Source organism: Actinomadura sediminis (assembly GCF_042675525.1).
Classification (GTDB): domain Bacteria; phylum Actinomycetota; class Actinomycetes; order Streptosporangiales; family Streptosporangiaceae; genus Spirillospora; species Spirillospora sediminis.
The window spans coordinates 1-26,759 of sequence record NZ_JBHTJA010000040.1 but is presented as its reverse complement, the minus strand read 5'-3'; the positions used below and the strand labels follow the sequence as shown (position 1 = coordinate 26,759).

27 protein-coding genes and 1 riboswitch are annotated in these 26,759 nt (G+C 75.3%); of the genes, 11 read left to right on the top strand and 16 right to left on the bottom strand.

The window, feature by feature from the left end; translation table 11 throughout:
• Positions 1 to 97 precede the first annotated feature (97 nt).
• Positions 98 to 1,333: a tRNA uracil 4-sulfurtransferase ThiI gene (gene thiI, locus ACFQ11_RS20050; RefSeq protein ID WP_378300752.1), complete on the top strand. Its 1,236-nt coding sequence runs from the start codon at positions 98 to 100 to the stop codon at positions 1,331 to 1,333.
• Between the two features lie 64 nt (positions 1,334 to 1,397).
• Here thiI and ACFQ11_RS20045 read toward each other — a convergent pair whose 3' ends face one another.
• From ACFQ11_RS20045 to aroF, 3 genes are all read right to left on the bottom strand, one after another.
• On the bottom strand, positions 1,398 to 2,282 hold the full coding sequence (locus ACFQ11_RS20045) for a DUF5954 family protein (RefSeq protein ID WP_378300750.1): 885 nt from the start codon (positions 2,280 to 2,282) through the stop codon (positions 1,398 to 1,400).
• Between the two features lie 54 nt (positions 2,283 to 2,336).
• Entirely contained in the window at positions 2,337 to 3,326 is a 990-nt protein-coding gene (locus ACFQ11_RS20040; RefSeq protein WP_378300748.1) for an EamA family transporter, read from the bottom strand.
• 209 nt (positions 3,327 to 3,535) lie between these two features.
• Positions 3,536 to 4,582 (bottom strand): 3-deoxy-7-phosphoheptulonate synthase, encoded by a 1,047-nt coding sequence (gene aroF, locus ACFQ11_RS20035; protein WP_378300746.1) that lies wholly within the window; start codon positions 4,580 to 4,582, stop codon positions 3,536 to 3,538.
• Between the two features lie 264 nt (positions 4,583 to 4,846).
• On the opposite strand from aroF, the gene ACFQ11_RS20030 reads away from it, so the two are divergent.
• From ACFQ11_RS20030 to ACFQ11_RS20010, 5 genes are all read left to right on the top strand, one after another.
• Positions 4,847 to 5,470, top strand: coding sequence for a sulfite oxidase-like oxidoreductase (locus tag ACFQ11_RS20030; RefSeq protein WP_378300744.1), 624 nt, complete (start codon positions 4,847 to 4,849; stop codon positions 5,468 to 5,470).
• Between the two features lie 98 nt (positions 5,471 to 5,568).
• Positions 5,569 to 6,957: a sensor histidine kinase gene (locus tag ACFQ11_RS20025; protein WP_378300742.1), complete on the top strand. Its 1,389-nt coding sequence runs from the start codon at positions 5,569 to 5,571 to the stop codon at positions 6,955 to 6,957.
• A 75-nt stretch (positions 6,958 to 7,032) separates the two neighbouring features.
• Positions 7,033 to 7,824 carry a LytR/AlgR family response regulator transcription factor gene (locus ACFQ11_RS20020; protein ID WP_378300740.1) on the top strand — a complete coding sequence of 264 codons (792 nt, stop codon included), beginning with the start codon at positions 7,033 to 7,035 and terminating at the stop codon, positions 7,822 to 7,824.
• Positions 7,817 to 8,266 carry a hypothetical protein gene (locus tag ACFQ11_RS20015; protein ID WP_378300739.1) on the top strand — a complete coding sequence of 150 codons (450 nt, stop codon included), beginning with the start codon at positions 7,817 to 7,819 and terminating at the stop codon, positions 8,264 to 8,266. Before ACFQ11_RS20020 ends, ACFQ11_RS20015 begins: the two co-directional genes overlap by 8 nt.
• On the top strand, positions 8,263 to 9,693 hold the full coding sequence (locus ACFQ11_RS20010; RefSeq protein ID WP_378300737.1) for a sodium:solute symporter family transporter: 1,431 nt from the start codon (positions 8,263 to 8,265) through the stop codon (positions 9,691 to 9,693). Before ACFQ11_RS20015 ends, ACFQ11_RS20010 begins: the two co-directional genes overlap by 4 nt.
• 410 nt (positions 9,694 to 10,103) lie before the next feature.
• Here ACFQ11_RS20010 and ACFQ11_RS20005 read toward each other — a convergent pair whose 3' ends face one another.
• The 6 genes from ACFQ11_RS20005 to thiO form a co-directional block, all read right to left on the bottom strand.
• A complete protein-coding gene (locus ACFQ11_RS20005) occupies positions 10,104 to 10,955 on the bottom strand; it encodes a deoxyribonuclease IV (protein WP_378300735.1) in 852 nt (283 codons plus the stop codon).
• Positions 10,956 to 10,979: 24 nt separating this feature from the next.
• Positions 10,980 to 13,052, bottom strand: coding sequence for a Stk1 family PASTA domain-containing Ser/Thr kinase (pknB, locus tag ACFQ11_RS20000; protein ID WP_378300733.1), 2,073 nt, complete (start codon positions 13,050 to 13,052; stop codon positions 10,980 to 10,982).
• A gap of 36 nt (positions 13,053 to 13,088) precedes the next feature.
• Entirely contained in the window at positions 13,089 to 14,099 is a 1,011-nt protein-coding gene (locus tag ACFQ11_RS19995) for a DMT family transporter (protein WP_378300731.1), read from the bottom strand.
• Positions 14,100 to 14,244: 145 nt separating this feature from the next.
• Positions 14,245 to 15,060 (bottom strand): thiazole synthase, encoded by an 816-nt coding sequence (locus ACFQ11_RS19990; protein ID WP_378300729.1) that lies wholly within the window; start codon positions 15,058 to 15,060, stop codon positions 14,245 to 14,247.
• Between the two features lie 2 nt (positions 15,061 to 15,062).
• Positions 15,063 to 15,263 (bottom strand): sulfur carrier protein ThiS, encoded by a 201-nt coding sequence (gene thiS / locus ACFQ11_RS19985; RefSeq protein ID WP_378300727.1) that lies wholly within the window; start codon positions 15,261 to 15,263, stop codon positions 15,063 to 15,065.
• Positions 15,260 to 16,387 (bottom strand): glycine oxidase ThiO, encoded by a 1,128-nt coding sequence (gene thiO / locus ACFQ11_RS19980; RefSeq protein WP_378300725.1) that lies wholly within the window; start codon positions 16,385 to 16,387, stop codon positions 15,260 to 15,262. The genes thiS and thiO overlap by 4 nt, the downstream gene beginning before the upstream one ends.
• Positions 16,377 to 16,490, bottom strand: a riboswitch (TPP riboswitch). Its footprint overlaps the gene before it by 11 nt.
• Positions 16,491 to 16,581: 91 nt before the next feature.
• Between thiO and ACFQ11_RS19975 the strand changes: the two genes are divergently transcribed.
• From ACFQ11_RS19975 to ACFQ11_RS19960, 4 genes are all read left to right on the top strand, one after another.
• Positions 16,582 to 17,817 (top strand): NAD(P)/FAD-dependent oxidoreductase, encoded by a 1,236-nt coding sequence (locus tag ACFQ11_RS19975; RefSeq protein WP_378300723.1) that lies wholly within the window; start codon positions 16,582 to 16,584, stop codon positions 17,815 to 17,817.
• Positions 17,818 to 17,897: 80 nt separating this feature from the next.
• Positions 17,898 to 18,272, top strand: a complete 375-nt coding sequence (locus tag ACFQ11_RS19970; protein WP_378300812.1) for an Rv2175c family DNA-binding protein — start codon at positions 17,898 to 17,900, stop codon at positions 18,270 to 18,272.
• Positions 18,273 to 18,358: 86 nt separating this feature from the next.
• Positions 18,359 to 19,030, top strand: a complete 672-nt coding sequence (gene thiE / locus ACFQ11_RS19965; RefSeq protein ID WP_378300721.1) for a thiamine phosphate synthase — start codon at positions 18,359 to 18,361, stop codon at positions 19,028 to 19,030.
• A 103-nt stretch (positions 19,031 to 19,133) separates the two neighbouring features.
• Positions 19,134 to 19,289 carry a hypothetical protein gene (locus ACFQ11_RS19960; RefSeq protein ID WP_378300719.1) on the top strand — a complete coding sequence of 52 codons (156 nt, stop codon included), beginning with the start codon at positions 19,134 to 19,136 and terminating at the stop codon, positions 19,287 to 19,289.
• A gap of 1 nt (position 19,290) precedes the next feature.
• On the opposite strand, the gene ACFQ11_RS19955 is transcribed toward ACFQ11_RS19960, so the two are convergent.
• The 4 genes from ACFQ11_RS19955 to ACFQ11_RS19940 all read right to left on the bottom strand — a co-directional run bounded on the left by ACFQ11_RS19955 (position 19,291) and on the right by ACFQ11_RS19940 (position 24,200).
• The gene (locus ACFQ11_RS19955; RefSeq protein ID WP_378300717.1) at positions 19,291 to 20,247 is read right to left on the bottom strand and encodes a serine/threonine-protein kinase; all 957 of its coding nucleotides are present in this window, start codon (positions 20,245 to 20,247) and stop codon (positions 19,291 to 19,293) included.
• An 85-nt stretch (positions 20,248 to 20,332) separates the two neighbouring features.
• The gene (locus ACFQ11_RS19950; protein ID WP_378300715.1) at positions 20,333 to 22,495 is read right to left on the bottom strand and encodes a glycoside hydrolase family 3 C-terminal domain-containing protein; all 2,163 of its coding nucleotides are present in this window, start codon (positions 22,493 to 22,495) and stop codon (positions 20,333 to 20,335) included.
• Complete coding sequence (locus tag ACFQ11_RS19945) at positions 22,495 to 23,055, bottom strand: carboxymuconolactone decarboxylase family protein (protein WP_378300713.1); 561 nt, start codon at positions 23,053 to 23,055, stop codon at positions 22,495 to 22,497. The genes ACFQ11_RS19950 and ACFQ11_RS19945 overlap by 1 nt, the downstream gene beginning before the upstream one ends.
• A 92-nt stretch (positions 23,056 to 23,147) precedes the next feature.
• Entirely contained in the window at positions 23,148 to 24,200 is a 1,053-nt protein-coding gene (locus ACFQ11_RS19940; RefSeq protein ID WP_378300711.1) for a polyprenyl synthetase family protein, read from the bottom strand.
• Between the two features lie 170 nt (positions 24,201 to 24,370).
• On the opposite strand from ACFQ11_RS19940, the gene metF reads away from it, so the two are divergent.
• Positions 24,371 to 25,333: a methylenetetrahydrofolate reductase [NAD(P)H] gene (gene metF, locus ACFQ11_RS19935; RefSeq protein WP_378300710.1), complete on the top strand. Its 963-nt coding sequence runs from the start codon at positions 24,371 to 24,373 to the stop codon at positions 25,331 to 25,333.
• Here metF and ACFQ11_RS19930 read toward each other — a convergent pair.
• From ACFQ11_RS19930 to ACFQ11_RS19920, 3 genes are all read right to left on the bottom strand, one after another.
• A complete protein-coding gene (locus ACFQ11_RS19930; RefSeq protein WP_378300708.1) occupies positions 25,267 to 25,872 on the bottom strand; it encodes a GNAT family N-acetyltransferase in 606 nt (201 codons plus the stop codon). The genes metF and ACFQ11_RS19930 overlap by 67 nt on opposite strands.
• Before the next feature lie 10 nt (positions 25,873 to 25,882).
• Complete coding sequence (locus tag ACFQ11_RS19925) at positions 25,883 to 26,215, bottom strand: hypothetical protein (RefSeq protein WP_378300706.1); 333 nt, start codon at positions 26,213 to 26,215, stop codon at positions 25,883 to 25,885.
• Between the two features lie 73 nt (positions 26,216 to 26,288).
• Positions 26,289 to 26,759, bottom strand: a 471-nt coding sequence (locus ACFQ11_RS19920) for a hypothetical protein (protein WP_378300704.1), incomplete at its 5' end; no start/stop codon positions are given.

Sequence of the window (26,759 nt, the reverse complement as noted above, 5' to 3'; positions counted from 1 at the left end):
GACCCTCCTGGCGGGAACACCGATACCAGGTCGCGGCGTTGCGGCTTCTGGGCCACACTGGAGGCCCGCCCCCGTTCGTCCCGCCAGGAGGATCCGCATGACCACGCTCGACGCCGCGCCCGCCGTCGTCCGGGAGCAGTCGCCGGTCGACGGCGAGCCGTGCGTGCTGCTCAAACTGGGCGAGGTCGTCCTCAAGGGCAAGAACCGCGAGCAGTTCGAGCGGCGGCTGGCCGACAACGTCCGCGCCGCCGTCCGCCCCATCGCCCGCGTCGACGTCGTCCGCCGCCACGGCGTGTTCATCGTCCGCACGAAGGACGCCGACGTCCCCACCGTCGACCGTCTCGCGCGGCGCATCGGCGACGTCATGGGCATCGTGTGGGCGCACCGCGCGTGGCGCGTCGGCAAGGACATCGAGAGCGTCGAGCGCGCCGCCCTCGAGCTGATGGACGGGCGCACCGGCTCGTTCGCCGTCCGGTCGCGCCGCCGCGACAAGCGGTTCCCGATGACCTCCACCGAACTCGACCGGCACATCGGCGGGCTCGTCGCGCAGAAGTACGGGCAGCCGGTCAGGCTCAAGGACCCCGAGCACACGCTGTCGATCGAGGTCGACCGCGACGAGGTGTTCGTGTTCTCCGGCGGGCTCCCCGGCCAGGGCGGCCTCCCCGTCGGGATGAGCGGCCGCGCGCTGGTGCTGATGTCCGGCGGCATCGACTCGCCCGTCGCCGCCTACCGGATGATGCGCCGCGGCCTGCGCGTCGACTACCTGCACTTCTCCGGGATGCCGTTCACCGGCCCGGAGTCGATCTACAAGGCGTACGCGCTGGTCCGCGAGCTGGACAAGTTCCAGGGCGGCTCCCGGCTGTTCGTCGTCCCGTTCGGCAAGGCGCAGCAGCAGATCAAGTCGTCCGGCGCGGACCGGCTCGCGGTGATCGCGCAGCGCCGGCTGATGCTGCGCACCGGCGAGGTCCTCGCCCGCCGGCTGCGCGGTTCCGCGCTGATCACGGGGGACGCGCTCGGCCAGGTGTCCAGCCAGACGCTCGCGAACATCACCGCGCTGGACGACGCCGTCGAGCTGCCGATCCTGCGTCCCCTCGTCGGCATGGACAAGATCGAGATCATGGACCAGGCGCGCCGCATCCGCACCCTGTCGATCTCCGAGCTGCCCGACGAGGACTGCTGCACGATGCTCGCGCCGCGCCGCGCCGAGACCCGCGCGAAGATCGACGACCTGCGGCAGATCGAGAAGCGCCTCGACGTCGGCGAGCTCGCCGACCAGCTCGCCGAGTCCGTCCAGGAACACCGCCCGGTCTACGGCGACTCCGCCGCCTCCTGACCCTTCCCGCGTGTCCCGCCGCCCGCGCGGCGGGACGCCCGGGCGGCATGGTCCGGGCGGACGGTCAGCTCGGGTCGCCGGGGCGCGGCGGCTCGGGGCCGTCCGGGCCCAGCAGCGTGATCCGTTCGATCCGCACCACCCGGAACCGGCGCCCGGCGACCGTGACGCCGTTGCGGCCCGTGCCGTCCTCCATCAGCTCGGCCGCCGCGGCGAACTCGGCGGCGGCGGCCCCGTCGGGCCGCTCGATCACCGGGACGACGTGCCGGAAGTACGTGACGAGCGAGTCGCGGGCCTGCTGCGGTCCGTCGTGCAGCCGGCCGACCGGACGCCACCGCCCGCCGCCCCGCTCGGCGACGGTGAACACCGGGGCGAGCGGCACCGGCGTCAGGAACGTTCCGTCCGGCTCGTTCCCGGCGGCGGCCGCCGCGTCCAGCACCTGGCACAGCAGCTCCGCCGAGGCGAGGCCGGGGTCGGTGCCGTCGCCGGGCAGCAGGTCCGGTTCCCCGCGCGGCGCCCGGCCGGACGGGTCCAGGTCCGTGGGCCGCGGCGGCTCGGGCCCGTCCGGCCCGGTCCGCACCAGCTGCTCGATCCGCACGATCCGGAACTGCCGCCCGGCCGCCCGCACCTCGTCGGACGGGTCGGCCTGCAGGGCCCGCGCCGCCGCCCGCAGCTCCCGCGCGGCGGCGCCGCCCTCGCCGGCGGCCCGGTCCTCCAGGTGGACGGCCAGCAGCTCGCGCGCGCCCTGCGGCAGCGGGTCGCACGGGCACACCAGCCGCCACCCGCCCGCGACCCGCTCGGCCGCCGCGAACAGCGCGCCGACGGCCACCGGCTCCGGGTACGCCGTCATGGCGCGGCGCGCGTCCGCCCGCAGCACCGCGGCCACCGGGTCGACGCCGTCCAGGTCCTCCGGGAACAGCCGTCCCCCGGCGTCCCCCTCGCCCGTCGTCATGCCGGCCATCATCCCCGCCGTGCCCCCGCTACCGCGAGTGGTTCAGACCAATCGTTACTTCCGCGGCAGCACGATCTGCACCAGCGCGGCGGCGAGGAGGGCGAGGCCGGCCAGCGCGAGGCCGCCGAGCCGCTCGCCGAGGAGGACGACGCCGAGCACGGCCGCGACCGCCGGTTCGGCGAGCGTCAGCGTCGTCGCCGCGGTCGCCGGGGTGGTGCGCAGGCCGCGGGCGAACAGCAGGTAGGCGCCGCCGGTCGCGACCACCCCCAGGTAGAGGGCGATGAGGGCTCCCGAGCCGGTCAGCGCCCACCCCGGGCCGGCGAACGGCAGGACCGGCAGCAGCGGGACGGCCGCGACGCCGAACACGGTCCCGACGACGGCCCGCTCGTCGCCGCCGCGGACGATGAGGACGGACGTCACCGTCGCGTAGGCCGCGTACGCGAGGCCGGCCGAAGCGGCGAAGACGATGCCCGCGGCGTCGGCGCCGGCGTCCTCGCCGCCGCCGACGAGCAGCGCGCACCCGGCGACGGCCGCGGCGGTCGCGGCCGTCCAGCGGCGGGTCGGGGCGGTGCGGCCCGCGACGATGCCGATGAGACCGGCGAACGCGGGCGCCGATCCGATGGTGACGACGGTCGCGATCGCGACGCCGGTCCGGGCCGCGGCCACGAAGAACGCCGTCTGGTACACGATGATCGCGCCGGCGCCGAGCAGGACGAGCGGGCGGGCGCGGCGGTCGGCGGCGAGCCGCCGCAGGCCCGCGCCGCGGCGGTGCGCGCGGCGCACCAGGACGGCGGAGGCCAGCAGGACCAGCCCGCCGAGGACGATGCGCATCGCGGCGACCGACAGGCTGGAGGCACCGTCCGCGAAGGTGCGGACGGTGCCGGTCGTCCCCCACAGGCACGCGGCCGCGAGGATCGGGAGGGCGCCCCCGCCGGGCAGGCCCCGCCCGGACGGGCCGGGGGCGTGCCCGGACGGGGACGCCGACGGGGACGCGGGCGCGGACGGGCGCGCGGACATGCGGAACGAGAGCGTGCGGAAGGACACGGCGTGCTGCTCCTGTGCTCGAATCGGGAGAGGGATTCCGGATTCGGGGCGCAGGACTGGCGGGGCCGGGGCGCGTTCGCGCCGGGCCCGTCAGGACTCGAGGTCGGAACTACACGGTTCGCCGCGCCCCGTCAGGAGCGGGGCGGCCCGCAGTTCGGGGTCCAGTACGCCATGTCCTCGACGGTACCAGCCGTTCCGCCGCCCCCTTCTCAGGCCGGGACGGCGTCGACGTCCGGGGCCTGGGTGAGGGCGCGGCCGACCAGCGGCGGCAGGTCCCGCACCACCTTCGCCAGCTCCCGCAGGTCGCCGTCCACGAGCGCCTGGGGGCCGTCGCACAGCGCGGTCTCCGGGTGCGGGTGGACGTCGATGATGACGCCGTCGGCGCCGACCGCGATCGCGGCGCGGGTCAGCGGCAGGACGAGGTCGCGGCTGCCGCCCGAGTGCGACGGGTCCACGATCACCGGCAGGTGGGAGAGGCGCTGCGCCACCGGCACCGCGGAGATGTCGAGGGTGTTGCGGGTCGCCTTCTCGAACGTCCGGATGCCGCGCTCGCACAGCACGATGTCGAGGTTGCCGCGCTGCGCGACGTACTCGGCGGCCATCAGCCACTCCTCGATGGTGCCGCTCATGCCGCGCTTGAGCATCACCGGCTTGCCGGCGTCCCCGGCGGCCTGCAGCAGCGCGAAGTTCTGCGCGTTGCGGGTGCCGATCTGCAGCATGTCGGCGTAGGACGCGACGAGCTCCACGTCCGCGGCGTCCACGACCTCGGTGACGACCGGCATCCCGGTCTCCTCGCGGACGTCCGCGAGGATCTTCAGGCCGGCCTCGCCGAGCCCCTGGAACGCGTACGGGGACGTGCGGGGCTTGAACGCGCCGCCGCGCAGCAGCGTCGCGCCCGCGGCCCTGGCCATCTGCGCGGCCTGCAGGGTCTGCTCGGGGGTCTCCACCGCGCACGGCCCGGCGATCAGCGTCATCGTGCCGGGGCCGACGGGCACGCCGCCGACCCGGACCACCGTGCGCTCGGCGTGGTTCTCCCGGCTCACCAGCTTGTAGGGCGCCGAGATCCGGATGACGTCGCTGACGCCGCGCATCCCGCGCAGGTTCAGCGTGCCGAACTGCTCGACGTCGCCGACGAGCCCGACGATCGTCCGCTCCACGCCGCGGCTGACGAAGGCGTCGCCCCCCGCCGTCTCGACCAGTGAGACGACGCCGTCGACGTCCGCTTCGGTGGCCCCCGGGGCCATGACGATGACCATGCCGTACTCCCTCTCCTCGTCCCGCGGGCCCGGCGGTCCCGCGGCCATCCCCTGAAACGACGGAAGCCCCGGGCCGACCGGCCCGGGGCTTCTCGTTCGTGGTCTGTCAGCGCAGCGCCTGGCAGACCAGCCGTCCGGGCTGGTCGAACCAAAAGAGATACACGACGTTGCGCATGTGCCTCACCATAGCCGACCCGGGACGCGGCCGGTGGCGAGGGGGCCGAATATGGCTCAGCTCACGCCTGATGGCAGGATGGCCGCGTCATGTCCCATCCCGAAGAGCCCACGCAGCAGCGGCGGGACCTGCCGCCCGGTCAGTACGTCCCCCGGGGATGGCCGGTCCTCCACTACGGCCCCGTCCCGAAGTTCCGTCCCAAGGACTGGGATTTCCGCGTCTTCGGTGCGACCGCGTCGGGCGGGCACCACCGCTGGACGTGGGACGAGTTCGACGCGCTGCCCCGCACCAAGGCCGTCGCCGACTTCCACTGCGTCACCAAGTTCACGATCCCCGACAACGAGTGGGAGGGCGTGCCGGGCTCGGCGATCGTGGAGCTCGCGCCGCCGGCCCCCGAGGTCACGCACGTGATGGTGTGGGCCGAGTACGGCTACAGCGCCAACATCCGGATGTCGGACTTCCTCGCGGACGGGACGATGTTCGCCACGCACCGCGACGGCGAGCGGATCACGCCCGACCACGGGTTCCCGATCCGCATCGTCGTCCCGCACCTGTACGCGTGGAAGAGCGTGAAGTGGGTCCGCGGGGTGGAGTACCTGGTGAAGGACCGCCGCGGCTTCTGGGAGGAGCGCGGCTACCACAACGTCGCCGACCCGTGGCGCGAGCAGCGGTACTCCTACCAGGAGGACGACGGCGAGGCGCCGCCGCTCTAGCGTCCAGGCGCCCCGGGGCGCGGCGTGGCCCATCCGAGACCTTCGTAAATGGCCAACACACCGACCCACGCGGACGACAGCCGTTACCGTAAGTCGTCATGGTCCTACCGTCCGTTCTGGACGCCGTGGCGTGCACCATGGCCGCCGGCGCCGCCGTGGGAGCGTGCGCGCTGCGCCGCCGGCTCCCGTTCCGCGGCCGGGCCCCCGCCGAGCCGGACGAGCGGGCGGCGTTCGCCGCGCTGCACGCGATCGCCCTGGCGTCGCCGGCGCTGCGCACCGGGCTGAGCGGCGACGCCGCACGCCGGTCCGTCCGGCCTCTGCGGGCGCTGCTGGCCGCCGAGCCCGTCGCGCTCGTCGCGCTCCGCGCCGCGATCGAGGAGCACGACGCCGTGGACGACACCGCGGGCGACGCCGTGGACGGCGGTACGGGCGACGCCGTGGACGGCGGTGCGGACGGCGGCGGCGCGGCGCTGCTGCTGGCCTGGGACGGCGCGGGCCGCGGCCCCCACGCCCGGGACGCGGTCGACCTCGCGCTGCCGGTGCTGGCCTCGGGCCGTCCCCAGGTGATCGGCGCCGACCGGCTCGCCTGCGCCGACGACGGCTGCCCGCTCCGGACGGCGATGATCGCGCCGCTCGCCGTCCGGGAGCCCGCCGCCCCCGGATCGCCCGCCGGGCGGGGCGTCGAGGCGGCGCTCGTCGCGTACTGGCACCGGCCGTCCGCCGCCCGGGTCCGCGCCGTCGGCGAGACCGCCCGGCTGGTCGCCGGGCAGCTCCGCCTCGCGGAGCTGGAGACCGCGCGGCAGCGGGCCGCCGAGGCCGAGATGCGGGCGCTGCGCGCGCAGATCTCCCCGCACTTCGTCTACAACTCGCTGACCACGATCGCCTCGTTCGTCCGCACCGACCCGGAGCGGGCCCGCGAGCTGCTGCTCGACTTCGCCGACTTCGCGCGCTACTCGTTCCGCAACGCGCGCGACTTCACCACCCTCGCCGACGAGCTGCGCTCCATCGACCGCTACCTGCTCCTGGAACGCGCCCGGTTCGGGGACCGGCTGCGCTTCCAGGTGGAGATCGCGCCGGAGGTGCTGCCGGTCGCGGTGCCGTTCCTGGCGCTGCAGCCGCTCGTGGAGAACGCCGTCCGGCACGGGATGGCCGACGCCCGCGAGGCCTTCCACATCTCGATCACGGCGCGCGACTCCGGGCCCGAGGCGGCCATCAGCATCGAGGACGACGGCGTCGGCATGGACCCCGAACGCCTGCAGGAGATCCTCGCCGCGCCCGTCGGCGGCCCGGGCCCGACCGGGTGGGGGAGCGTCTCGGGCGGCCGGTCCCGGCGCGGCGGCACCGGGATCGGGCTGGCGAACGTCGACGCGCGGATGCGGCAGGTCTACGGGGAGGAGTACGGGCTCACGGTGCGGACGGCGCTCGGTGCCGGGACCAGGGTCGAACTGCGCGTCCCCAAGTACCGTCCGGGAGTGTTCCCGGACTGAAAATCTCACGCCGGAGGGGCACTCACTTTTCGGAATCGATTGCGGACGGTCGGTAATCGCGGCAAAGTCGCCATCATGCTTCGCGTTCTGGCCGTCGACGATGAACGCCCCGCCTTGGAGGAGCTGACCCATCTGCTCCGGAGGGACCCGCGGATCGAGCGGGTCACCGGCGCGGGAGACGCCTCGTCGGCGCTGCGCGACCTGAGCCGGATGCTCGTCGAGGGGGAGCGTCTGGACGCCGTGTTCCTCGACATCCGGATGCCCGGCCTCGACGGGCTGGACTTCACCCGCCTGCTGACCGGCTTCGCCGCGCCCCCGCACGTCGTGTTCGTCACCGCGCACGACGACTGCGCCATCACCGCCTACGAGCTCGGCGCCCTCGACTACCTGCTCAAGCCCGTCCGGCCCGAGCGGCTCGCGGAGGCCGTCCGGCGCGTCGAGGCCGCGGCCCGCCGGTCCGGCCCGCCCGGCGAGGACGGCCGCGCCGACCCCGAGGACGAGATGATCCCGGTCGAGCTCGGCGGCCGCACCCGCCTGGTGTCCCGCCGCTCCGTCACGCACGTGGAGGCCCAGGGCGACTACGTCCGCCTGCACACTCCCGACGGGGGGTACCTGGTCCGGATGCCGCTGTCGGCGCTGACCAAGCGGTGGGAGGGCGCCGGGTTCATCCGGATCCACCGCAGCACCCTCGTGGCGTCGGCGCACATCACCGAGCTCCGCTTCGACGGCGGCCGCGCCGCCGTCCAGATCGGCGACGAACTGCTCCCGGTGAGCCGCCGCCACACCCGCGAGGTCCGCGACCTGCTCGTCCGCCGGTTCCACCACGAGCAGCGCGGCGACTGCGACGGGGACGGCCGCCGTGGTTGAGGCGCCGGTCGACGCCGACCCGCACCATACGGCGGCCGCGCCGCCCGCGGACGTTCCCGACCCGTCCGATTCCGACCCGTCCGATCCCGATCCCTCCCATACCGGCCGGGACGCCGTCCGCGCCCAGCTCGCGATCGCGCTCCGCACCGGCGCGATCGTCGCGGCGGCGCTGGCCGTCCTCCCGCTTCTCCGCGGCCCCATCGCCCTCGCCGTCCCCGCGCTCCTCGCGGCCGCCGCCCTCCGGCACGCCCACCGCGCCGACCACGCAGAGCGCCCCGAACGTGCGGAGCGCCCCGAACGCGGCGGAGGCTCCGAACGCGCAGAGGGGGCCGAGAACGGCGGGCGGGCGGGAGCTGGTGGAGGGGCCGACCACGCAGAGCGCCCCGAACGCGCGGAGTGGTTCGGGTGGGGGCGTGGGGGCCGGGCGGTCGATCGCCGGTGAGCGCGACGGCCCTGGCGGCCGTGCTCGCCGCACTGGCCGTGCTGCTCGCGGCGGGACTCGGCGCGCGCCGGGTACCGGCCCGGTCCGTTCCCGGCCTGGCGGACGCCGCGCGGGAGGTGCCGCCGTGGCGCCGCGCCGCCGCGGTCGGCGGCGAGCACCTGTGCGCCGCGATGTACCTCGGCGCCGCCGGGCTCGTCCTCGCCAACGGGACGGGCGTGCTGTGGCTGCCCGTGGGCGCGGCCGCCGGATGCGTCCTGCTGACGGCGTTCGTCGCGGCGCCGCTGCGCCGGTCCGGCGCGTACAGCGTCGCCGACTTCGCCGAGTGGCGGCTCGGTTCGCGGGGCGCCCGGCACGCCGCCACCGGCTGCGTCTGCCTGGTGGGCTGGTGCTGCCTGCTGCCGCAGTTCCACGGTGCGGGCACGGCGCTGCACGTGCTGACCGGCGGGCCGCACTGGACGGGCTGGACGATCGGGGTCGTCGCGGCGTCGGTCCTCGTGGTGTCCGGCGGGGTACGCAGCATCACCGCGTTCCAGGCCGTCCACTTCTGGGCGAAGCTCGCGGCGCTGATCGTCCCCGCCCTCGCGGTGGCCGTCCTGTGGCACGCGCACGCCGCGCCGGACGTCCGGGGCGCGCCCGCGGCGGGCGGCGAACCGGGGATCGCCGGGACGTACGCGCTGGTCCTGTGCGTCGCGCTCGGCACGGTCGGGCTGCCCCAGATCCTGCTGCACTTCTACACGAGCGGCGGGGGCGGCGCGGCGCGCAGGACGGCGGCGTACGGCACGGTCCTCGTGGGGCTGACCTCGGTGGCCGCCGTCCTGTACGGGGCGTTCGGGCACCGGTACGGGGCGGGGACGCCGGGAACCGGGGCCGGCGCGGATCTCCTGCTGCTGCCGCGCCGGACGGTTCCGGGGACGGCGGGGGCGCTGCTCACGGGGCTGCTCGCGGCGGGCGCGCTCGCGGCGTTCGTCACCGCATCGTGCGGGATCGGCGCCGCCGTCGGCGGGACGGTCGCGCAGTACGCCCGGCGGCGCGGGACGGCCGTGTCCCGCGCGGGCGCGGTCGTCGTGCTCGCCGCGCCGCTGGCCGTCATGCCGCGGTTCGGCCCGCACACGGCGGCGGGACTCGTGGCCCTCGCGCTCGCCGTGTCCGCGTCCACGCTGTGCCCGCTGCTGCTGCTGGGGATCTGGTGGCGGGGGCTGACCGCCCCCGGCGCGGTCGCGGGCCTGGTGTGCGGCTGCTGCCTCGCGGTCGTCGCGGGCGCGGCGCACCTGGACGGGCGGGGCGCCGTGCCCGCCGTGGCGGGGGCGCCCGCGGCGGCGGCCGTGATGGTCGCGGTGTCGCTGCTGACCCGCCGCCGCGTCCCGCGCGGCGCGGACCGCGCGATGGCCCGGCTGCACCTGCCGGACGGCGCGTCCGCCCGCCGCTGACACGGCCGGACGTGCGCGCCGCCCGTTCGTCGCGCGAAACCGACCGTTCGCCGCGCGACTACGCTACGCACATCTATGACTACGGACCGTTCATCGCGGGCGGGTGTTTCCAGGGTGCCGATCTGCGGCATCACAGGCCTAGTGTTCTCAGTGGCACCACGAGCAACACCCGCCTCCGGAGGGGCGGGCGGCACGGGGGACGGACGTCCGCCGGCCGCGGAACCTCCCACAACAGCACACCCGGAGATCCGGCGGGCGCCAGTCGACGCCGGATCGTGAGTCGCCGGGTCCCGTACCGGGGGGGTGGGACCCGACGGCCTGTGGCTCGGGTGCCGGTGGACAGTCGGGGGGTTGTTCATCGGCACCCGAGCTCTTTTTGCGCGCTCGGGCACGCACCGGGCCCGGCGAGGTCAGTCGCCCCGCAGGCGCTTCAGCGTCGCGATGTCGCGGCCGTGCGGGCCGGGGTCGCGGCCGGGGGTCTCGATGATGAACGGGACGCCGGCGACGGCCGGGTGGCCGAACAGGGCCGCGAAGGCGGCCTCGCCGATCCGCCCGGCGCCGATGTTCTCGTGCCGGTCCTTCGCGGAGCCGCACGCGTCCTTGGAGTCGTTGGCGTGGACCAGGTCGAGCCGTCCCGCGCCGACCGTCTCGACCAGCGCGTCGATCGTCTCCTTGACGCCGCCCGGCGCGGCCAGGTCGTGCCCGGCGGCGAACGCGTGGCAGGTGTCGAAGCACACGCCCAGCTTCGGGTGGTGCTCCAGCTTCTCGAAGAACGGGCCGAGGTCCTGGACCTTCGCGCACAGCATCTTGCCCTGCCCCGCCATGGGCTCCAGCAGCAGCCGCGGCCCGTCGTCCGGGATCTCCTCCAGCAGGGGGAGGACGTGCTCGCGGACCTGCTCCATCGCGGCGTCGTAGGACTGGCTGACGGCGGAGCCGGTGTGGACGACGACGCCCCGCGCGCCGATCGCGCGCCCGCGCTCGAGCGAGTGCCGGACCGTCGCGATCGACTTGCCGAGGGTCTCCTCGCTCGGGGAGCCGAAGTTCACCAGATACGGGGCGTGCACGTAGACGGGCACGTCGTCGCGTGCGCGGAGCCGGGCGTCCTCGGCGGGCCTGCCGGCGGGGAGCGCCCACCCGCGCGGGTTGGAGACGAACACCTGGATCGCCTCGGCGCCGATCTCGGCGGCGTACTTCAGGCCGCCGGTGGCGAGCCCGCCGGCGACCGGGACGTGGGCCCCGACGGGGCTGTGCGGAGAGGTCATGATGGGCTCCAGCCTATCCGCCGGTCAGGGCCCCCGGACGATCGTGACCGTGGAACCGCGGGCGGCGGTGCCGCCCCCGCCCGGCGACTGGAACCGGACGGTGTTCCCGCCCCAGCCCGTCACGTTCACCTCGAACCCGGAGTCCTCCAGGATCTCGGTGGCGTCGTCGACGTTGCGGTTCGTGACGTCCGGCACCGGGATCTTCTCGGCGCCCTCGCCGCTCTCGCAGCCGATCCGGATCGGCCCGGCGTCGATGATGCAGCGGCGCTCGTTGACGACGAGCGTGACGTCGTCGCCGCGGGACACGCCGGTGCCCTCGGCGGGGGTCTGGCCGACGACCGTCCCGGGCTCCTCGCCCTCGACGCGCTTCTCCTGGACGGTCACGTTCAGGCCCATCGAGCGGAGCCGGTTCGCGGCGGTCTCGCCGTCCGCGCCGACGAGGCCGGGCATCGACATGCCGCTGCTGAGCACGACCGAGACCGGCTCGTCCGGGGACAGTTCCCTCCCGGCGGCGGGGTCGGTGCCGATGACGCGGTCCTTGGGGACGGTCTGCGACTCGCGGGTGCTCGTCCCGCCGACCCGGAACCCGTCGTCGGCGAGGATCTTCTTCGCCTCGTCGAGCGTCTTGCCCTCGACGTCCGGGATCTTGCGGGGGGTGAGCCCCTTGGACGGCGTCAGCGTGACGGTCTCGCCCTGCCCGACGCGGGCTCCCGCTCCCGGGTCGGACTTCGCGACCAGTCCCTTGCGGATCCGGTCGTGGTAGACGGGTTCGGCGACGCGGACGTCGATCCCCGCGTCGGCGAGCGCGCCGCGGGCGTCCGCCACCTTCATCCCGACGATGTCCGCCGGGACGTGCTCGTACTGCCCGGACGTCTGGTACCAGACGGCCCACCCGAGGATGACGGCGGCGATCGCGCCGATCGCGACGAGCACGTACCGGCCGGTGAGCGCCCCGATGACGCGGTCGCCGCGGGAGCGCGGCGGCGGGCCCGCCGGGTCGGCGGCCGGATCGAGGACGGCGGTGTGCCCCCGCACGTCCTCCGGGAAGCGGACGGGCGAGGTCTGCGGCACGGGCGGGAGCACGGCCGTGCGCCCATCGCCGGGCGGGGCGCCGGGCGGGGCGCCGGGCGGGGCGCCGGGCGGGGCGCCGCCGGGGTCGCCTTCCACGCGGGTGGCGTCGGCGGGCGCGGGCGCCTCCAGGACGGCCGTCGCGGTGCGGGACGCCTCCTCGAGCCGGGCGTCGATGTCCGGCGGCAGCCCGCCGTGCGCCTCGGCGACCTCGGCGAGGTACGCGTTCGCGTCCTGCGGGCGGTGCTCGGGCGCGCGGCTCGTCGCGTCCGTGACGAGCGCGTCGACGCGGTGCGGCAGCCCGGGGACGAGCTCCGACGGGGGCGGCACGGTCTCGTTGACGTGCTTGTACGCGACGGCGAGCGGGGTGTCGCCCTCGTGCGGGAGCCGCCCGGTGAGCAGCTCGAACAGCATGATCCCGGCGGCGTAGACGTCCGAGCGCACGTCGGCGCTGCCGGACGTGACCTGCTCGGGCGCGAGGTACCCGACGGTGCCGATGATCACGCCGGTCCGGGTCATCCGGCTCGCTGACTCGGCCCGCGCGAGGCCGAAGTCGGCCACCTTGACCTGGCCGTCCTCGGTGATGAGGACGTTCTCCGGCTTGACGTCGCGGTGCACGAGCCCGGCGCGGTGCGCGGCGCCGAGGGCGGCCAGCACCGGCTGCATGATCTCCAGCGCGGCGCGCGGCCCGAACCGGCCCCGGGCGGCGAGCTCGTCGCGCAGCGTCCGGCCGGCGACGTACTCCATCACGAGGTAGCCGCGCTCGCCGTCGGTGCCCTGGTCGTACACGGCGACGACATTGGGGTGCGACAGCGCGGCGGCGGCCTTGGCCTCGCCGATGAAGCGGCCGACGAAGTCCTCGTCGGCGGCGAGGCCGGCGTGCATCACCTTGACCGCGACGACGCGGTCGAGCCTGCTGTCGCGCGCGAGGTAGACCGTGGCCATGCCGCCGCGCGCGATGCGGGACTCAATGCGGTAGCGCCCGTCGAGCAGCTGCCCGACGAGTGGATCTGCGACCGTCGTGTCCATCGTTGCGAGTGTACGGCGGGTTCTCCATGGAACTCATCAGTCGCGAGTATGAGCATGGTCGAGCGCGGAGGGTGACGCGGCCGGCGCGGCGGCCGGGACGTCCGTCGCGGCGGGGGCCGCGGTGGTCTTCGGGCCGCGCCGCCGGTCCCCGCGCGGTGTGCTGCGGGACACGGCGACGCCGGCCAGGCACAGCACGCCGCCGAGCAGCGTGACCGCCCCGGGGACCTCGTCGAGGAACGCCCACGACATCAGGACGACGATCGCGGGGACGGCGTAGGTCGTCGCGCCCATCTTCCCGGCGGACGTCCGCGCCAGCGCGTACCCCCACGTGGTGAAGGCGAGCGCGGTCGGGAAGACGCCGAGGTAGATCATGTTGAGGGTCGCGCCCGCCGGGGCGTCCGCGGCCTGCGACGCGAGCTGTCCCGCGAACGGCAGCGTCGCGACGGCGCCGATCGCGCACGCGAACGTGGTGAACTGGAGCGCGGACGCGTGCCGCAGCGCGGGCTTCTGGCTGACCACCCCGCCCGCGTAGGTGACGGCCGCGACGACGCACAGCAGGACGCCGAGCAGCGGCGACCCCTTCTCGCCGGACATCGACAGCCCGACGACGGCGGCGCCGGCGAACGCCACGGCCAGGCCCGCGAGCAGGCGGGAGGAGAAGCCCTCCTTGAGCAGCCAGCCGCCGAGGAGCGCGATCAGGATGGGCCCGATGTTGACGACGAGGGCCGCGGTGCCGGCGTCCACGAGCTGCTCGCCCCAGTTCAGCGCGACCATGTAGACGCCGAACCACAGGACGCCCGCGGCGGCGATCCCGGGCCACGCGCCGCGCGGCGGGAGGCCCTCGCGGCGGACGAGCCAGAGGGCGCCGAGCACGACCGTCCCGGACAGCAGCCGGCCGAGCGCGAGCGCGCCCGGGTCGTACGCCTCGCCCGCGCTGCGGATGGAGACGAACGCCGAGGCCCACAGGACGACCGTCACGGTGGCCGCGGCGATCGCGCGCTTGTCGACGCCCTTGACCGCGGCCGTAGGGGAGTTGTCCTGTTCCATGAAGCGCACCTTAGGTTCGGATCGTTTCGATGAACCCCGAAGTTCGGCGCGCGGTCGCGCCGGACCTCAACGGACCGCCCCCAGTCTGGGAGCGGTCCACTGTTCAGGTCCAGCGAATAATTCTTGATGGCTCGGTTAAGGGCCGCTACGTCGAGGCGAGGCCCTCGAAGGGCGACGACGCCTGCGCGTAGCGGCGCTTCGGGATCCGCCCGGCCAGGCGCGCCAGCCGCCCGCCCTCCACGGCGTGCCGCATCGCGGCGGCCATCGTCGCCGGGGACTGCGCCCGGGTCACGGCCGTCGCCAGCAGCACCGCGTCGCAGCCCAGTTCCATGGCCAGGGCGGCGTCGCTGGCCGTGCCGAGCCCGGCGTCCAGGATGACCGGGACGCCCGCCCGCTCGACGATCAGCTCGATGTTGTGCGGGTTGCGGATGCCGAGGCCCGAGCCGATCGGCGAGCCGAGCGGCATCACCGCCGCGCACCCGGCCTGCTCCAGCCGCCGCGCCAGGACGGGGTCGTCGTTGGTGTACGGCAGCACGACGAACCCGTCGTCGACGAGCTGCTCCGCGGCCTCGACCAGTTCGAGCGGATCGGGCAGCAGCGTGCGCTCGTCCGCGATCACTTCGAGCTTCACCCAGTTCGTCCCGAGCGCCTCCCGGGCGAGCTTGGCGGTCAGCACCGCCTCGCCCGCGGTGAAGCAGCCCGCGGTGTTGGGCAGCACGCGGATGCCGCATCCGGCGAGCACGTCCAGCACCGAGCCCCGCGCCGCCGGGTCGACCCGCCGCATCGCGACCGTGGTCAGCTCGGTCCCCGACGCGGTGAGCGCCTCCCGCAGCACCTGCATGCTCGGCGCGCCGCCCGTCCCCATGATCAGCCGCGAGCCGAACTCCTCGCCCGCGATCACCAGCGCGTCGTTCGTCCCGTTCGTCGTCTCGTTCGTCGTCTCGCTCGCGGTCTCGTCCATCGTCAGCCTCCCTGCACGGCGGTCAGCACTTCCAGGCGGTCGCCGTCGCGCAGCGGCGTCGCCTCCCAGGACGCCCGGCGGACGACCTCGTCGTTCAGCGCGGCCGCCACACCGGACGGCGCCGCGCTCACGGCCGCGACGGCGGCGGCCACGGTCGTGCCCGCGGGCAGCTCGCGCGGCTCGCCGTTGACGATGACCTTCATCGCTTCACCTCGGAGAATCGATCGGGGGAGAACGGGCGGGCGACCTCGGGCACCGGGTCGCCGAGCAGGGCCGCGGACAGCACGTCCGCCGAGATCGGCGCGAGCAGGACGCCGTGGCGGAAGTGCCCGGTGCCGAGCACGAGCCCGGGGACGCCCGATTCGCCCATGACCGGGGCGTTGTCGGGGGAACCGGGCCGCAGCCCGGCCGTGACCTCGGCGAACTCCAGCTCGGTGACGCCGGGGATCAGCTCGCGGGCGTCCCGCAGCAGCTCCCACAGCCCGCCGGCCGTCACGCGCGTGTCGAACCCGAGCTCCTCCTGCGTGGCGCCGAGGACGATCTCGGCGTCGTCCGCGCGCGGCACCAGGTACACCGGCGAGCCCTTCACCAGCCCCCGCACGCAGCGCCGCAGGAACGGCACGCGGGTGCGCAGCCGGATCACCTGCCCCTTGACGGGACGGACGGGCGGGACGGTCCCGGCGGGCAGGCCGTCGAGGTCGCCCGACCAGGGGCCCGCGGACAGCAGGACGCGGTCGGCCCGCAGGACCGTCCCGTCCTCCAGCCGGACGCCCGCCGCCGCGTCCCGCTCGACGACCACGCCCGCCGCGCGCCGCCGCACCACCCGCACGCCGGACTTCTCGCACGCCGCCAGCAGCGCCGCGGCGAGCCGGCGCGGGTCCACCGACCCGTCGCGCGGGGCGAGCAGGCCGCCCCGCACGCCCGGCGCCAGCATCGGCTCCCGCTTGCGGCACTCCCGCCCGGTGAGCGCCTCGACGGGGAGGCCGAGGCTCTCCTGGAAGCGGCGCAGGTCGTCCAGGACGGCCAGGTCGTCGGAGTCGAACGCGACCTGGAGCAGGCCGTCGTCGCGGTACCCGGTGGGCGCCCCGGTCAGCTCCTCCAGTTCCGCGACGAACGCGTCGTAGCGGTCGCGGGACGCGAGGTTGAGCCGCAGCAGCGGCTCCTCGCCGTAGGCGAGCTCGCTGACCGGGGTGATCATTCCCGCCGCGACGGACGTGGCGCCGCCCGCGGGCTCGGGATCGACGAGCGTCACCGCGACGCCGCGTGCGGCCGTCCGCCATGCGGCGGCGAGGCCGACGATCCCGGCCCCGATGACGACGATCTTCATTCGCGCTCCCTTCGCCGGCATGATCCGGATCAGGTCGTGGCGGTCGGCGGCCCGTTCAGCCGCCCTCTCAGCCCGGTCGCACCGGACTCCCGCGGGTGTTTCGTGTGCTCTTCCCCCACTTTACGACTGCTGTGAGGTACACGACCGCCTGGACAGGTGTCCAGGGGAACGCCCGCCCCGTTAGGGTGAGCGCCATGGAGAGGGTTGTTGTCGTGGGTGGCGGGCTGGCCGGCGTGCGCGCCGTCGAGGCCCTGCGCAGGAAGGGGTACGAGGGCGGGCTCACCCTCGTCTCGGCCGAACGGCACCGGCCGTACGACCGGCCGCCGCTGTCGAAGGCCGTCCTCGCGGGCGAGTCCGACGACACCACCGTCGACGCCGACTGGGACGCCCTGCGCTGCGAGCTCCTCCTCGGCGAACGCGCCACCGCGCTGCGCCCCGCCGAGCCCGGACGCGGCGGCGTCGTCGCCACCACGGCCGGCGACCTGCCGTTCGACGGCCTGGTCATCGCCACCGGCGCGACCCCGATCACGCTCCCCGGCGGCGGCCGCCAGCACGTCGTCCGCACCATCGAGGACGCCCGCGAACTCCGCGGCCTGCTCGTCCCGGGCGCCCGCGTCGCGATCGTCGGCGCGGGCTGGATCGGCGCCGAGGTCGCCACCACCGCCGCGAAGCGGGGGTGCGCGGTCACCGTCGTCGAGGCCGCCGACACGCCCCTCGCCAACGCGCTCGGCCCCGAGGCGGGCGCCCTCACCGCCCCCTGGTACGCCGAGGCCGGCGTCGAGCTGCGCACCGGCGTGAAGGTCGCCGAGGTCGACGACCGCGGACTCGTCCTCGCCGCCGACGGGACGCCCGGCCGCATCGACGCCGACGCGGTCGTCGTCGGCGTCGGCGTCCGCCCCGACCTCGGCTGGCTCGCCGGTTCCGGCCTCCTGCTGGAACGCGGCGTCGTCACCGACGCCTCCTTCCGCACCTGCCACGAGGGCGCCGAGCACGGCGCCCCCGGCACCCCCCGCCCCGACATCGTCGCCGTCGGCGACTGCGCCGCCTGGTGGTCGTCCCGCTACGGGCGCCGGCTCCTGGTCGAGCACTGGGACACCGCCCTCAACGCGCCCGAGGTCGCCGCCGCGACCCTCCTCGGCGAGGACGCCGTCTACGACGCGGCCCCGTACTTCTGGTCCGAGCAGTTCGGCCGCATGGTCCAGTACGCCGGGAACCACGCGGCGTCCGAGCGGATGATCCGGCGCGGCGACCCGGACGGCCCCAAGTGGGCCCTCGCCTGGCTCACCGGCGACCGCCTCGACGCGATCCTCACCGTCGACCGGCCCCGCGACCTCGTCCAGGCGCGCCGGGCCATCGCGTCCGGCGCGTCCGTGGACCCCGGCGCGCTCGCCGATCCGGACGTGCCCGTCCGCCAGGCCGTTCGCGCGTAGCGGAGACTTCTCGCGAAACAGGTGGTCGTCCAGGGGGTTTGGCGGTTCCGAAGGCGTGGTAGCAAGGGGGCGTGACGCAGATGCACGCAACCGTTGAAAGCGCACTCGACCCCCGGACCGACGCCCTCGCCGGCGAGTGGCTCACCCTCCCGGAGACCGCCGAGCGGCTCGGCATCAAGACGAACCGGATCAAGCAGCTCATCAGCGAGCGCAAGCTGCTGGCGGTCCGCCGCGAAGGCGAGCCGATGGTCCCGGCGGCCTTCGTCCACGAGGGTCAGGTGATCAAGGGGCTGTCCGGCACCCTCACCCTGCTCTCGGACGCCGGCTACAGCGACGTCGAGACCGTCCGCTGGCTGTTCACCGCGGACGACACGCTGCCCGGGACGCCGGTCGAGGCGCTCACCGAGAACCGCGGGACCGAGGTGCGGCGCCGCGCCCAGGCTCTGGCATTCTGACCGTCCCACTCTGACCGTCCGCCCATCGGGGGCCGCGCGGGTGCGCGGCCCCCGCAGCACGCCCCCGGAAGGAAGTCCGCCCCACCGTGTCCAGGCACCTGCCCTCCGACCGCGCCGTGGCCCTGCGCGCCCGGCTCGACCGCGCCCGTCTCTACCTCTGCACGGACGCGCGGGAGGAACGCGGCGACCTGCCCGGCTTCCTGGACGCCGTCCTCGCGAACGGCGTCGACATCGTGCAGCTCCGGCAGAAGGGGCTGGAGGCGCGGCAGGAGATGGCGTACCTGGAGGTGTTCCGGGCCGCGTGCGAGCGGCACGGCGCGCTGCTGGCCGTCAACGACCGCGCGGACGTCGCCCACGCGGTGCGCGCGGACGTGCTGCACCTCGGGCAGGACGACCTGCCGGTGGCGGCCGCGCGGGAGATCGTCGGGGGCGACGTGCTGATCGGCCGGTCCACGCACGCGGAGGAGCAGGCGGCGGCCGCGGCGGCCGAGCCCGGAGTGGACTACTTCTGCACCGGGCCGACGTGGCCGACGCCGACCAAGCCCGGACGCCCCGCGCCCGGCCCGAAGCTCCTGGAGTACACCGCGGGGGAGCGGTTCGCCCGGCCGTGGTTCGCGATCGGCGGCATCGACCTCGGGAACCTGGACCAGGTCGTGGCCGCCGGGGCGCGCCGCGTGGTGGTGGTGCGGGCCATCACCGAGGCGGACGATCCGGGCGCCGCGGCGGCCGAGTTCGCGCGGCGGCTCGCCGCGGTGTGACCGGTCTCGTGCGACCGGTCTCGTGCGACCGGTCTCGCGCGACCCTTTCGGTGTGACCGCCCGCACGGTTCGCGCGGGCGCGGCATGCCGCACAATGGGGATCATGGGACCCGACGACGAGCGGCCGGTCGACCTCGACGACGAGTTCGACGTCCTGCCCGACCAGACGTCCGACGACACCGACACCGGCTGGGGCGAGTGGCGCGGCGACGCCGGCGACGACTCCCGCCTGCTGGAGGAGCGCCCGCCGCACTGGTGAGCTAGAGGATCCCGATGACGAAGCCCGCCGTCATGACGACGGCGAGCGCGATCATCATGCGCCAGCGGTAGCGCGGGATGCGGGTCGGGCGCGGCCGGGGAGCCGGGGCGCCGCCCTCGCGCAGCGCCCGGACGATCTGCCGTGCGGACGGCCGCGCCTGCGGGTTCTTGTCGAGGCAGCGGGCCACGAGAGCGCGCAGCGGGCCGTCGAGGTCGCCGAGGTCCGGCGGCCGGGACGTCACCCGGCGCATCACCGCGGCGTTCGGGCCGGTGCCGAACGGGGGACGGCCCGTGGCGGCGAACACGATCGCCGCGCCCCACGCGAAGACGTCCGCGGGCGGCCCGACGGGTTCGTCCTCGATCTGCTCGGGGGCCATGTAGGCGGGGGTGCCGAGCGGTCCGGTGGTGAGCGGCGTCGCGTCCGCCATGCGCGCGATGCCGAAGTCGATGACCTTGGCGCCGTCCGGGCCGAGGAGGACGTTGCCGGGCTTGAAGTCGCGGTGGACGATCCCCTCGCGGTGGATCGCGGCGAGCGCGGCGGCGGTGCCGAGGGCGACCCGGTGCAGCCGCCGCTCCGGGAGCGGGCCCTCCTGGGTCACGACCTCCTGCAGCGACGGGCCGTCCACGTACTCGCTGACGATGTAGGGCCGGTCGCCGGTCACGTCGGCGTCCAGCACGTGCGCCGTGTGCCGCCCGGCGACCCGCCGCGCCGCGTCGGCCTCCTTGACGAACCGGTCGCGGGCGCGCCGCCCGGCCGCCATGCCGCCCTTCAGCAGCTTCACGGCGCAGAGCCCGCCGTCGGGGTCCTCGGCGAGGTAGACGACGCCCTGGCCGCCCTCGCCGAGCCTGCCCAGCAGGGGGCGGCCGCCGATGTCGTCGGGATCGCCGGGGCCGAGCGCGGTCGCGGGACGGCGCCGCAGGTCGCGGGGGACCGGGGCGCGCCGGGTGGCAGGGGACACGGGGACTCCGGGGGGAACGGATAAGGGGAGGGTCCTTATTTGTACCGTGTGCCCGTCCTGTCCTGCAGAGGAACGCGGATCTTCGTCAGCCGCACGCCCCGAACGAGCCCCGCTGGGCGATGTCGCGCGACGAGGGGCCGACCATGACGGTGTAGCAGCCGTCCGCGACCTTCCACCGCTTCGCCTCGACGTTCCAGTAGGACAGATCGCGCGCGCTCAGCGGGAACGCGACGGTTCTGCTCTGCCCCGGCCGCAACGTCACCTTGGTGAATCCCTTGAGCTGCTTGGGCGGCTGCGGGACGTCCACGCCGGGCGAGGGCAGGCCGAGGTACATCTGCGGGACGGCGACGCCCGTGCGGTTCCCCGTGTTCGTGACCGTGACCTTCACTTCCTTGGATCCGACCTTCAAGCCGCCGTAGCGGAACGTCGTGTACGACAAGCCGTGCCCGAACGGGTACTTGGGCGTGAACCCCTTCGCGTCGTAGTGCCGGTAGCCGACCATGACGCCCTCAGAGAAGGTCGCGGTCTTGTTCGCCCCGGGGTACTGCGCGGGGTTCCCGGCCGCGGGCGCGTGCGCCTCCGCGGCGGGGAACGTGACAGGCAGGCGCCCGCCCGGATCGACGTCCCCGTACAGGACGCGGGCCAGCGCGTTCCCGCCCTCCTGCCCCGGGTACCAGGTCTCGACGATCGCCGCGACGTCGTCCGCCCACGGGGTGAGGACGGGCCCGCCCGTCTGCAGCACCACGATCGTGTTCGGGTTCGCCGCCGCGACCGCCGAGATCAGCCCGTCCTGGTCGCCGCGCAGCGGCTCGCCGCACTCGAGGGTGAGGCACGACTTGTCGAAGAACTCGCCCTGGCTGTCGGTGGCGAACACGATCGCGACGTCGGCGCCGCGGGCCGCCTCCGCCGCGGCGCCGCGGTCGTCGCCGTCCCGGTAGGTGACCGAGGCGCCCGCGCCGGCGCGCCGCGCCAGGCCCTCATGGGCGCCGACCGACGCGAACGGGACGACCTTCGCCGACCCGAACCCGGCCTGGCTCTCCTTCGCGGCCCGCCCGATCACCGCGATCCTCCGCGGTGCGGCGAGCGGGAGGACGCCGTCGTTCTTCAGCAGCGTGACGCCGTTCTCGGCGATCGTCCGGGCCGCGGTCTCGCTCGCCGTCCGGTCGACGCGGGCGAGGTCGTTCGGGTACGCGGGACGGTCGAAGACGCCGAACTCGAACATCGTCCGCAGGACGTTGCGGGTGTGCCCGTCGATGGTCGCCTGGGCGACCTTGTTCTGCGCGCGCGCCCTCTTCAGGAGGAACGCGTTGTAGCGGAGGCCGATCGGCAGTTCCATGTCCAGCCCGCCGTTGGCGGCCTCGGCGGTGTCGTGGACGGCGGTGTGGTCGGACATGACCATCCCGTCGAAGCCCCACTCCGACCGCAGGACGCCGTTCAGGACGCCCCCGTCGTGGCACGCCCAGCGGCCGTTCAGCTTCCCGAAGCCGCACATGACGGTGGCGGCGCCGCCCTCCTTCACGGCGGCCTCGAACGGCGGCAGGTAGATCTCGCGGAGCGTGCGCGGGTCCACGGCCATGTTCAGCTCGAGGCGGTCCTTCTCCTGGGTGTAGACGGCCAGGTGCTTCACCGAGGCCATCACCCCCTGCCCCTGCGCGCCCTTGATCCAGGACGCCCCGATCCGCGCCGACAGGTAGGGGTCCTCGCCGAACCCCTCGAACGTCCGGCCGTTGAGGGGCGTGCGCAGCACGTCCACGGTCGGGCCGAAGATCACGTCGTTGCCGCGGTGCCGCGCCTCCCACCCGACCGTCTTCCCGTACAGGCGCGCGGCCTCCCGGTCGAACGTCGCGGCCAGCGCGATCGGCGCGGGCAGCGCGGTCGCCCGGCCCTGCCGGACGCCCGCCGGGCCGTCGGCCATGTACAGCGGGGGGACGCCGAGGCGCCCGATCCCGTTGCCCGTGTCGGCGTGCGCCCAGTCGAAGTACCCGCCGAGCGGGCCGCCGAACGGGTCGTCGGACGCCAGCAGCGCGATCTTCTCGTCGTCGGTGAGCCGCGCGAGCAGCAGCCCGGCCCGCCGCTCCGCGCTCAGCGAGGTGTCGCACCACGGCCGCGCGGCCGGGTCGCCGCAGCGGCTCGCCGCGGCCTGCGCGCCGTCCGCCCGGCCTGGGACGATCACGAGCGCGAGCGCGCACGCGAGGGCGCCGGCCGCGGGCAGCAGGCGTCCGGCCCGTGCCCGCCCGGCCGGGGGCATCACGCCTCCCCGGCGCCGGGCGCGGCGTCCTCGCCCTGGACGCGCAGCGCGTTCAGCGCGAAGGCGACCATGTGGTAGTGGCCGATGAGCATCACCAGCTCGATCAGCTCGCGTTCGCCGAAGCGGGTCGACAGCTCCGTCCACGTCGCGTCCGTCACCGTGCCGCGCTCGTGCAGCTCGTCCGCGGCGGCCAGCACCATGCGGTCGTCGTCGGACCAGGGATGGTCGTCGGGGTCGCGGCGGAGCGCGGCGATCTCGTCCTCGGTCAGCCCCGCGTCCAGCGCGAGCCCGCGATGGTGCGCCCGCTCGTACTCGCAGGACCGGTGGTGCGCCGTCCGCAGGATCGCCAGCTCCCGGTCCCGGGCGGACAGCAGGCCGTTCATCAGCAGCGCCGACCCCAGCCCGATCCAGGACTGGAACAGCGACGGGTGGCGGGCCAGCGTCGTGAAGACGTTGAGCGGGCCGGTGGCGGCGGTGACGGCCTTGAGCACGTCGTCCCACTGCTCTTCCGGCAGCGGGGCGATGCGCGGAACGCGGTTTCCGGGGGTGTCGGCGCACATGGCGACATTTCTGCCACCAAATGGTGGGACAGTGCTAGAGCGTTTTGGTCATTTGGCCGGATCGTGCCAAATATCGGCCCGATTTCCTTGGTTCAGGTGCGGCGGGAGGTCGCCGCGACCGCCAGCCCGGCGAGCGCCTCGCGCGCCTCCTCGGCGATCGGCGCCGCCCGCAGCGCCCGCTCGGCCTCGTCGAGGTACCGCTCGATCATGTCCTCGCAGGCCGCGAGCCCGCCGGTCTCCTCGATGATCGAGCGCAGCTCGTCCACCCCGGGCCGGTCCAGCTCCGGGTCGCCGAGGCGCCGTTCGAGCGCCGCCGCCTGCGCCGCGTCCGCCCGCTCCAGGGTCAGCGCGACCAGCACCGTCCGCTTGCCCTCCCGCAGGTCGTCGCCCGCGGGCTTGCCCGTCTCGGCCGGGTCGCCGAACACGCCCAGGACGTCGTCGCGGAGCTGGAACGCGATGCCGAGCGGCAGCCCGTACGCGGTCAGCGCGGCGGGGACGTCCGGACGGGCGCCGGCCAGCGCCGCGCCCAGGTGCAGCGGCCGCTCGATCGTGTACTTGGCGCTCTTGTACTCGACCACCCGCAGGGCCGTGGCGACCGTCGCCGCGCCGCGCGTCCCCTCCAGCATGTCGAGGTACTGGCCGCACATGACCTCGGTGCGCATCAGGTCGTACACCGCCCGGCCGCGCCGCCTGCGCTCGCCGTCCAGCCCGCACGACTCGAACATCTCCGCCGACCAGGCCAGGCACAGGTCGCCGAGCAGGATCGCGGTGCCCTCCCCGAACGCCGCCGCGTCCCCCGGCCAGCCCTGCGCGCCGTGCAGCGCCTCGAACCGGCGGTGCACCGACGGCTGCCCGCGCCGCGTGTCGCTGGAGTCCATGACGTCGTCGTGGATCAGCGCGCTCGCCTGCAGCAGTTCCAGGGACGCCGCCGCGTCCACGATGCCCGCGTCGGCGCCGCCGCCCGCGGCGCGCCAGCCCCAGTAGCAGAACGCCGGACGCAGCCGCTTCCCGCCGCGCAGCAGCGCGTCCAGCGCCCCGAGCAGCGGCGACAGGTCGTCGCTGATGGCCAGCAGGCCCGGGCGCTGCCGGTCGACGAACGCGAGCAGCGCCTCGTCGACCTGCTTGCGGATGCGGCTCGTCGACATGTCGTGATCGTATCCAGGGGAAGGCATGCAACCGCCCGTCAGTAGCGCGAGATGTCCGCCGATCTTAGGAAATCTCCGCCATTCAGTGACAACTGGGCGTAAACGCGCGGCCCGTCCGGAACCGGCCCGGCCCCGGGCCCTACCGACCGCTCCTTCTGTACGCTGGTGGGATGCGATCCGTGCGCCCCGAACGGCCCCCCACAGTCCGCGAGCTGCTCGCCACCGGTGGAAGGTCCTTCTCCTTCGAGTTCTTCCCGCCCAAGAGCGAGAAGGGCGTGCGGACCCTCTGGCGTACGATCCGCGAACTCGAACCGCTGCGGCCCACGTTCGTCTCCGTCACCTACGGCGCCGGCGGCGGCACCCGCGACACCACCGTCGACATCGTCGAGCGGATCGCCACCGACACCACCCTCACCCCGGTCGCCCACTTCACCGCGGTGGACCACTCCCAGGCCGAGCTCCGCCACCTCATCGGGCGGCTCGCCGCCGCGGGCGTCCGCAACATGCTCGCGCTGCGCGGCGACCCGCCCGGCGACCCGATGGGGGAGTGGGTCAAGCACCCCGACGGCGTCGAGTACGCCGCCGACCTCGTCCGGCTCATCCGCGCCACCGGCGACTTCAGCGTCGGCGTCGCCGCGTTCCCCTACAAGCACCCGCGCTCGCCCGACATCGAGAGCGACACCCGCCACTTCGTCGAGAAGTGCCGCGCCGGCGCCGACTACGCCATCACCCAGATGTTCTTCCGCGCCGAGGACTACTTCCGGCTCCGCGACCGCGTCGCCGCGGCGGGCGGCGACGTCCCGATCATCCCCGGGATCATGCCGGTCACCCAGACGAGCACCATCGAGCGGTCCGAGCAGTTGTCCGGCGCGCCGTTCCCGCCCGAGGTCAAAGCCCGGTTCGACGCCGTCGCCCACGACCCCGAGGCCGTCCGGCGGCTCGGCATCGAGCACGCCGCCGAACTGTGCCGCGAACTCCTCGACCAGGGCGCCCCGGGCGTCCACTTCATCACGTTCAACAAGTCGACGGCGACGCGCGAGGTGTACGGGCTGCTCGAGGCCGACGGCTACTGCGACGCCCGTTCCGCGGCGGCGCCCGTCGCCAACGGCAGCGTCCCGCCCATGACCGCGTAGCGGGGCCCGCCGCCCGGGAACGCGAAGTCGGTCAGCAGGTCCACCATGCCGACCGACCGGTAGAGCCGGCGGGCGGGGGTGTCCGGCCGCCCCTCCAGCGTCGACAGCACCACCGTCCGCTCCGGCCTGCCCTCGCACAGCGCCGTCAGCAGGCCCCGGCCGAGGCCCCGCCCCTGCGCGTCCGGACGGACGTGCAGCTCCGCGACCTCGAAGGCGTCCTCCAGCCACGTCGCCGCGTGCTCCGGGCCGCCCCGCGCGGTGAGCGCCTCCAACACCACGTCGTGCCACCACTGGCCGCGCTCCCCGTGGAACCCGTACGCGAGCCCGTGGAGCGGCCCCGGCAGCCGCGCCAGCGCGCCCCGCCGCTCCGCGACGAACGCGCGGAACCCGGGGTACCGCGCGTGCCGCTCCATGATCGTTCGCCGGCCCGGCAGCTGCTCGCGCGGCGGGTCCATCGCCGCCGCGTAGACGTCCAGCAGCGGGTCCAGTCTGCGCAGGAAGGCCCGTTCGTCGATCTCGCGCAGCTTCGCGTCCCTCACCCGCCCGAGCCTAGACCCGGGCCACGGTCCGGGGGGTCGCCGACAGCCGATCGTAGACGTCCCACAGGATCCGGTCGGCCGCCCGCCGCAGCCGCGCCCGCTCCGCGTCGAGCGCCGAACCCCACCGGCGCGCCTCCGGGCCGAGCCACGCGTCCGTCCCGCCGAGCGTCTTCACGGGCGCGTCGAGCGCCTGCCGGAGCCGGTCGATCCCCCCGTAGGCGTCCGCGTACGCCCGGTAGAGCTGCGCGTAGGCCGGGTTGGGGCGCTCCGTCGGCGCCAGCGCCCCGGCCGCCGCGCCCTCGATCGGCGGCGGCAGGCTCCCCGGAGGCGGCGGCGCGCTCACGCCCGCCCCCCGTGAGCGGACGGCCCCCCGCGCGCCCCGGCCGGAGCCGCGCTCGTCCCTGCGCTCCGCCCGGTCATGACGCGGGCCGCGACGTCGCCAGATCCAGCTTCCCGACGGCCTCCCGCGTGCGCGCGCTCCAGTCGGCGCCCGCGATGACCCGCACCGCCACCGGACGGACGTCCGCGCGACCGGCCTCGGCCAGGAACGCCCGCAGCCACCCGACGTCCATGCGGATCTCGTTGCTCGCCATGCCCAGCGACTCCCGGATCGCCCGCAGCCGCGCCTCGTCGCCCGCCGCGCCCGCCAGCAGCCGGGCGGCGCCCGCCGGGCCCAGCCGCTCGTACAGCCGCGCGGTGTAGTCGGGATCGTCGGCGCCGGCCGTCAACCGCGTCCACACCGGTGCCGGGACGGGCGCGCCGTCCTCGAACGCCGCCCGCAGGGCGCGCGCGTCGCCCTCCGCCGCCCGCTGCGCCGTCCGCCGGTCGGGGTGGCCGCCGATGTCGCCCGCGCCGCGCGACGTGAGCCCGCCCGGCGCCGGCGTCCC

Coding starts and splice junctions, on each gene's coding strand:
- ACFQ11_RS20020 (WP_378300740.1), top strand. CDS start 7,033: ATGCTTCGCGTTCTGGCCGTCGACGATGAACGCCCCGCCTTGGAGGAG.
- thiI (WP_378300752.1), top strand. CDS start 98: ATGACCACGCTCGACGCCGCGCCCGCCGTCGTCCGGGAGCAGTCGCCG.
- metF (WP_378300710.1), top strand. CDS start 24,371: ATGCGATCCGTGCGCCCCGAACGGCCCCCCACAGTCCGCGAGCTGCTC.
- thiS (WP_378300727.1), bottom strand. CDS start 15,263: ATGAAGGTCATCGTCAACGGCGAGCCGCGCGAGCTGCCCGCGGGCACG.
- ACFQ11_RS19995 (WP_378300731.1), bottom strand. CDS start 14,099: ATGGAACAGGACAACTCCCCTACGGCCGCGGTCAAGGGCGTCGACAAG.
- ACFQ11_RS19950 (WP_378300715.1), bottom strand. CDS start 22,495: ATGCCCCCGGCCGGGCGGGCACGGGCCGGACGCCTGCTGCCCGCGGCC.
- ACFQ11_RS20005 (WP_378300735.1), bottom strand. CDS start 10,955: ATGACCTCTCCGCACAGCCCCGTCGGGGCCCACGTCCCGGTCGCCGGC.
- ACFQ11_RS19970 (WP_378300812.1), top strand. CDS start 17,898: ATGCACGCAACCGTTGAAAGCGCACTCGACCCCCGGACCGACGCCCTC.
- ACFQ11_RS19960 (WP_378300719.1), top strand. CDS start 19,134: ATGGGACCCGACGACGAGCGGCCGGTCGACCTCGACGACGAGTTCGAC.
- ACFQ11_RS19940 (WP_378300711.1), bottom strand. CDS start 24,200: ATGTCGACGAGCCGCATCCGCAAGCAGGTCGACGAGGCGCTGCTCGCG.
- ACFQ11_RS19975 (WP_378300723.1), top strand. CDS start 16,582: ATGGAGAGGGTTGTTGTCGTGGGTGGCGGGCTGGCCGGCGTGCGCGCC.
- thiO (WP_378300725.1), bottom strand. CDS start 16,387: ATGAAGATCGTCGTCATCGGGGCCGGGATCGTCGGCCTCGCCGCCGCA.
- ACFQ11_RS19945 (WP_378300713.1), bottom strand. CDS start 23,055: ATGTGCGCCGACACCCCCGGAAACCGCGTTCCGCGCATCGCCCCGCTG.
- ACFQ11_RS20025 (WP_378300742.1), top strand. CDS start 5,569: ATGGTCCTACCGTCCGTTCTGGACGCCGTGGCGTGCACCATGGCCGCC.
- ACFQ11_RS19990 (WP_378300729.1), bottom strand. CDS start 15,060: ATGGACGAGACCGCGAGCGAGACGACGAACGAGACGACGAACGGGACG.
- aroF (WP_378300746.1), bottom strand. CDS start 4,582: ATGGTCATCGTCATGGCCCCGGGGGCCACCGAAGCGGACGTCGACGGC.
- pknB (WP_378300733.1), bottom strand. CDS start 13,052: ATGGACACGACGGTCGCAGATCCACTCGTCGGGCAGCTGCTCGACGGG.
- ACFQ11_RS20045 (WP_378300750.1), bottom strand. CDS start 2,282: ATGACGACGGGCGAGGGGGACGCCGGGGGACGGCTGTTCCCGGAGGAC.
- ACFQ11_RS20030 (WP_378300744.1), top strand. CDS start 4,847: ATGTCCCATCCCGAAGAGCCCACGCAGCAGCGGCGGGACCTGCCGCCC.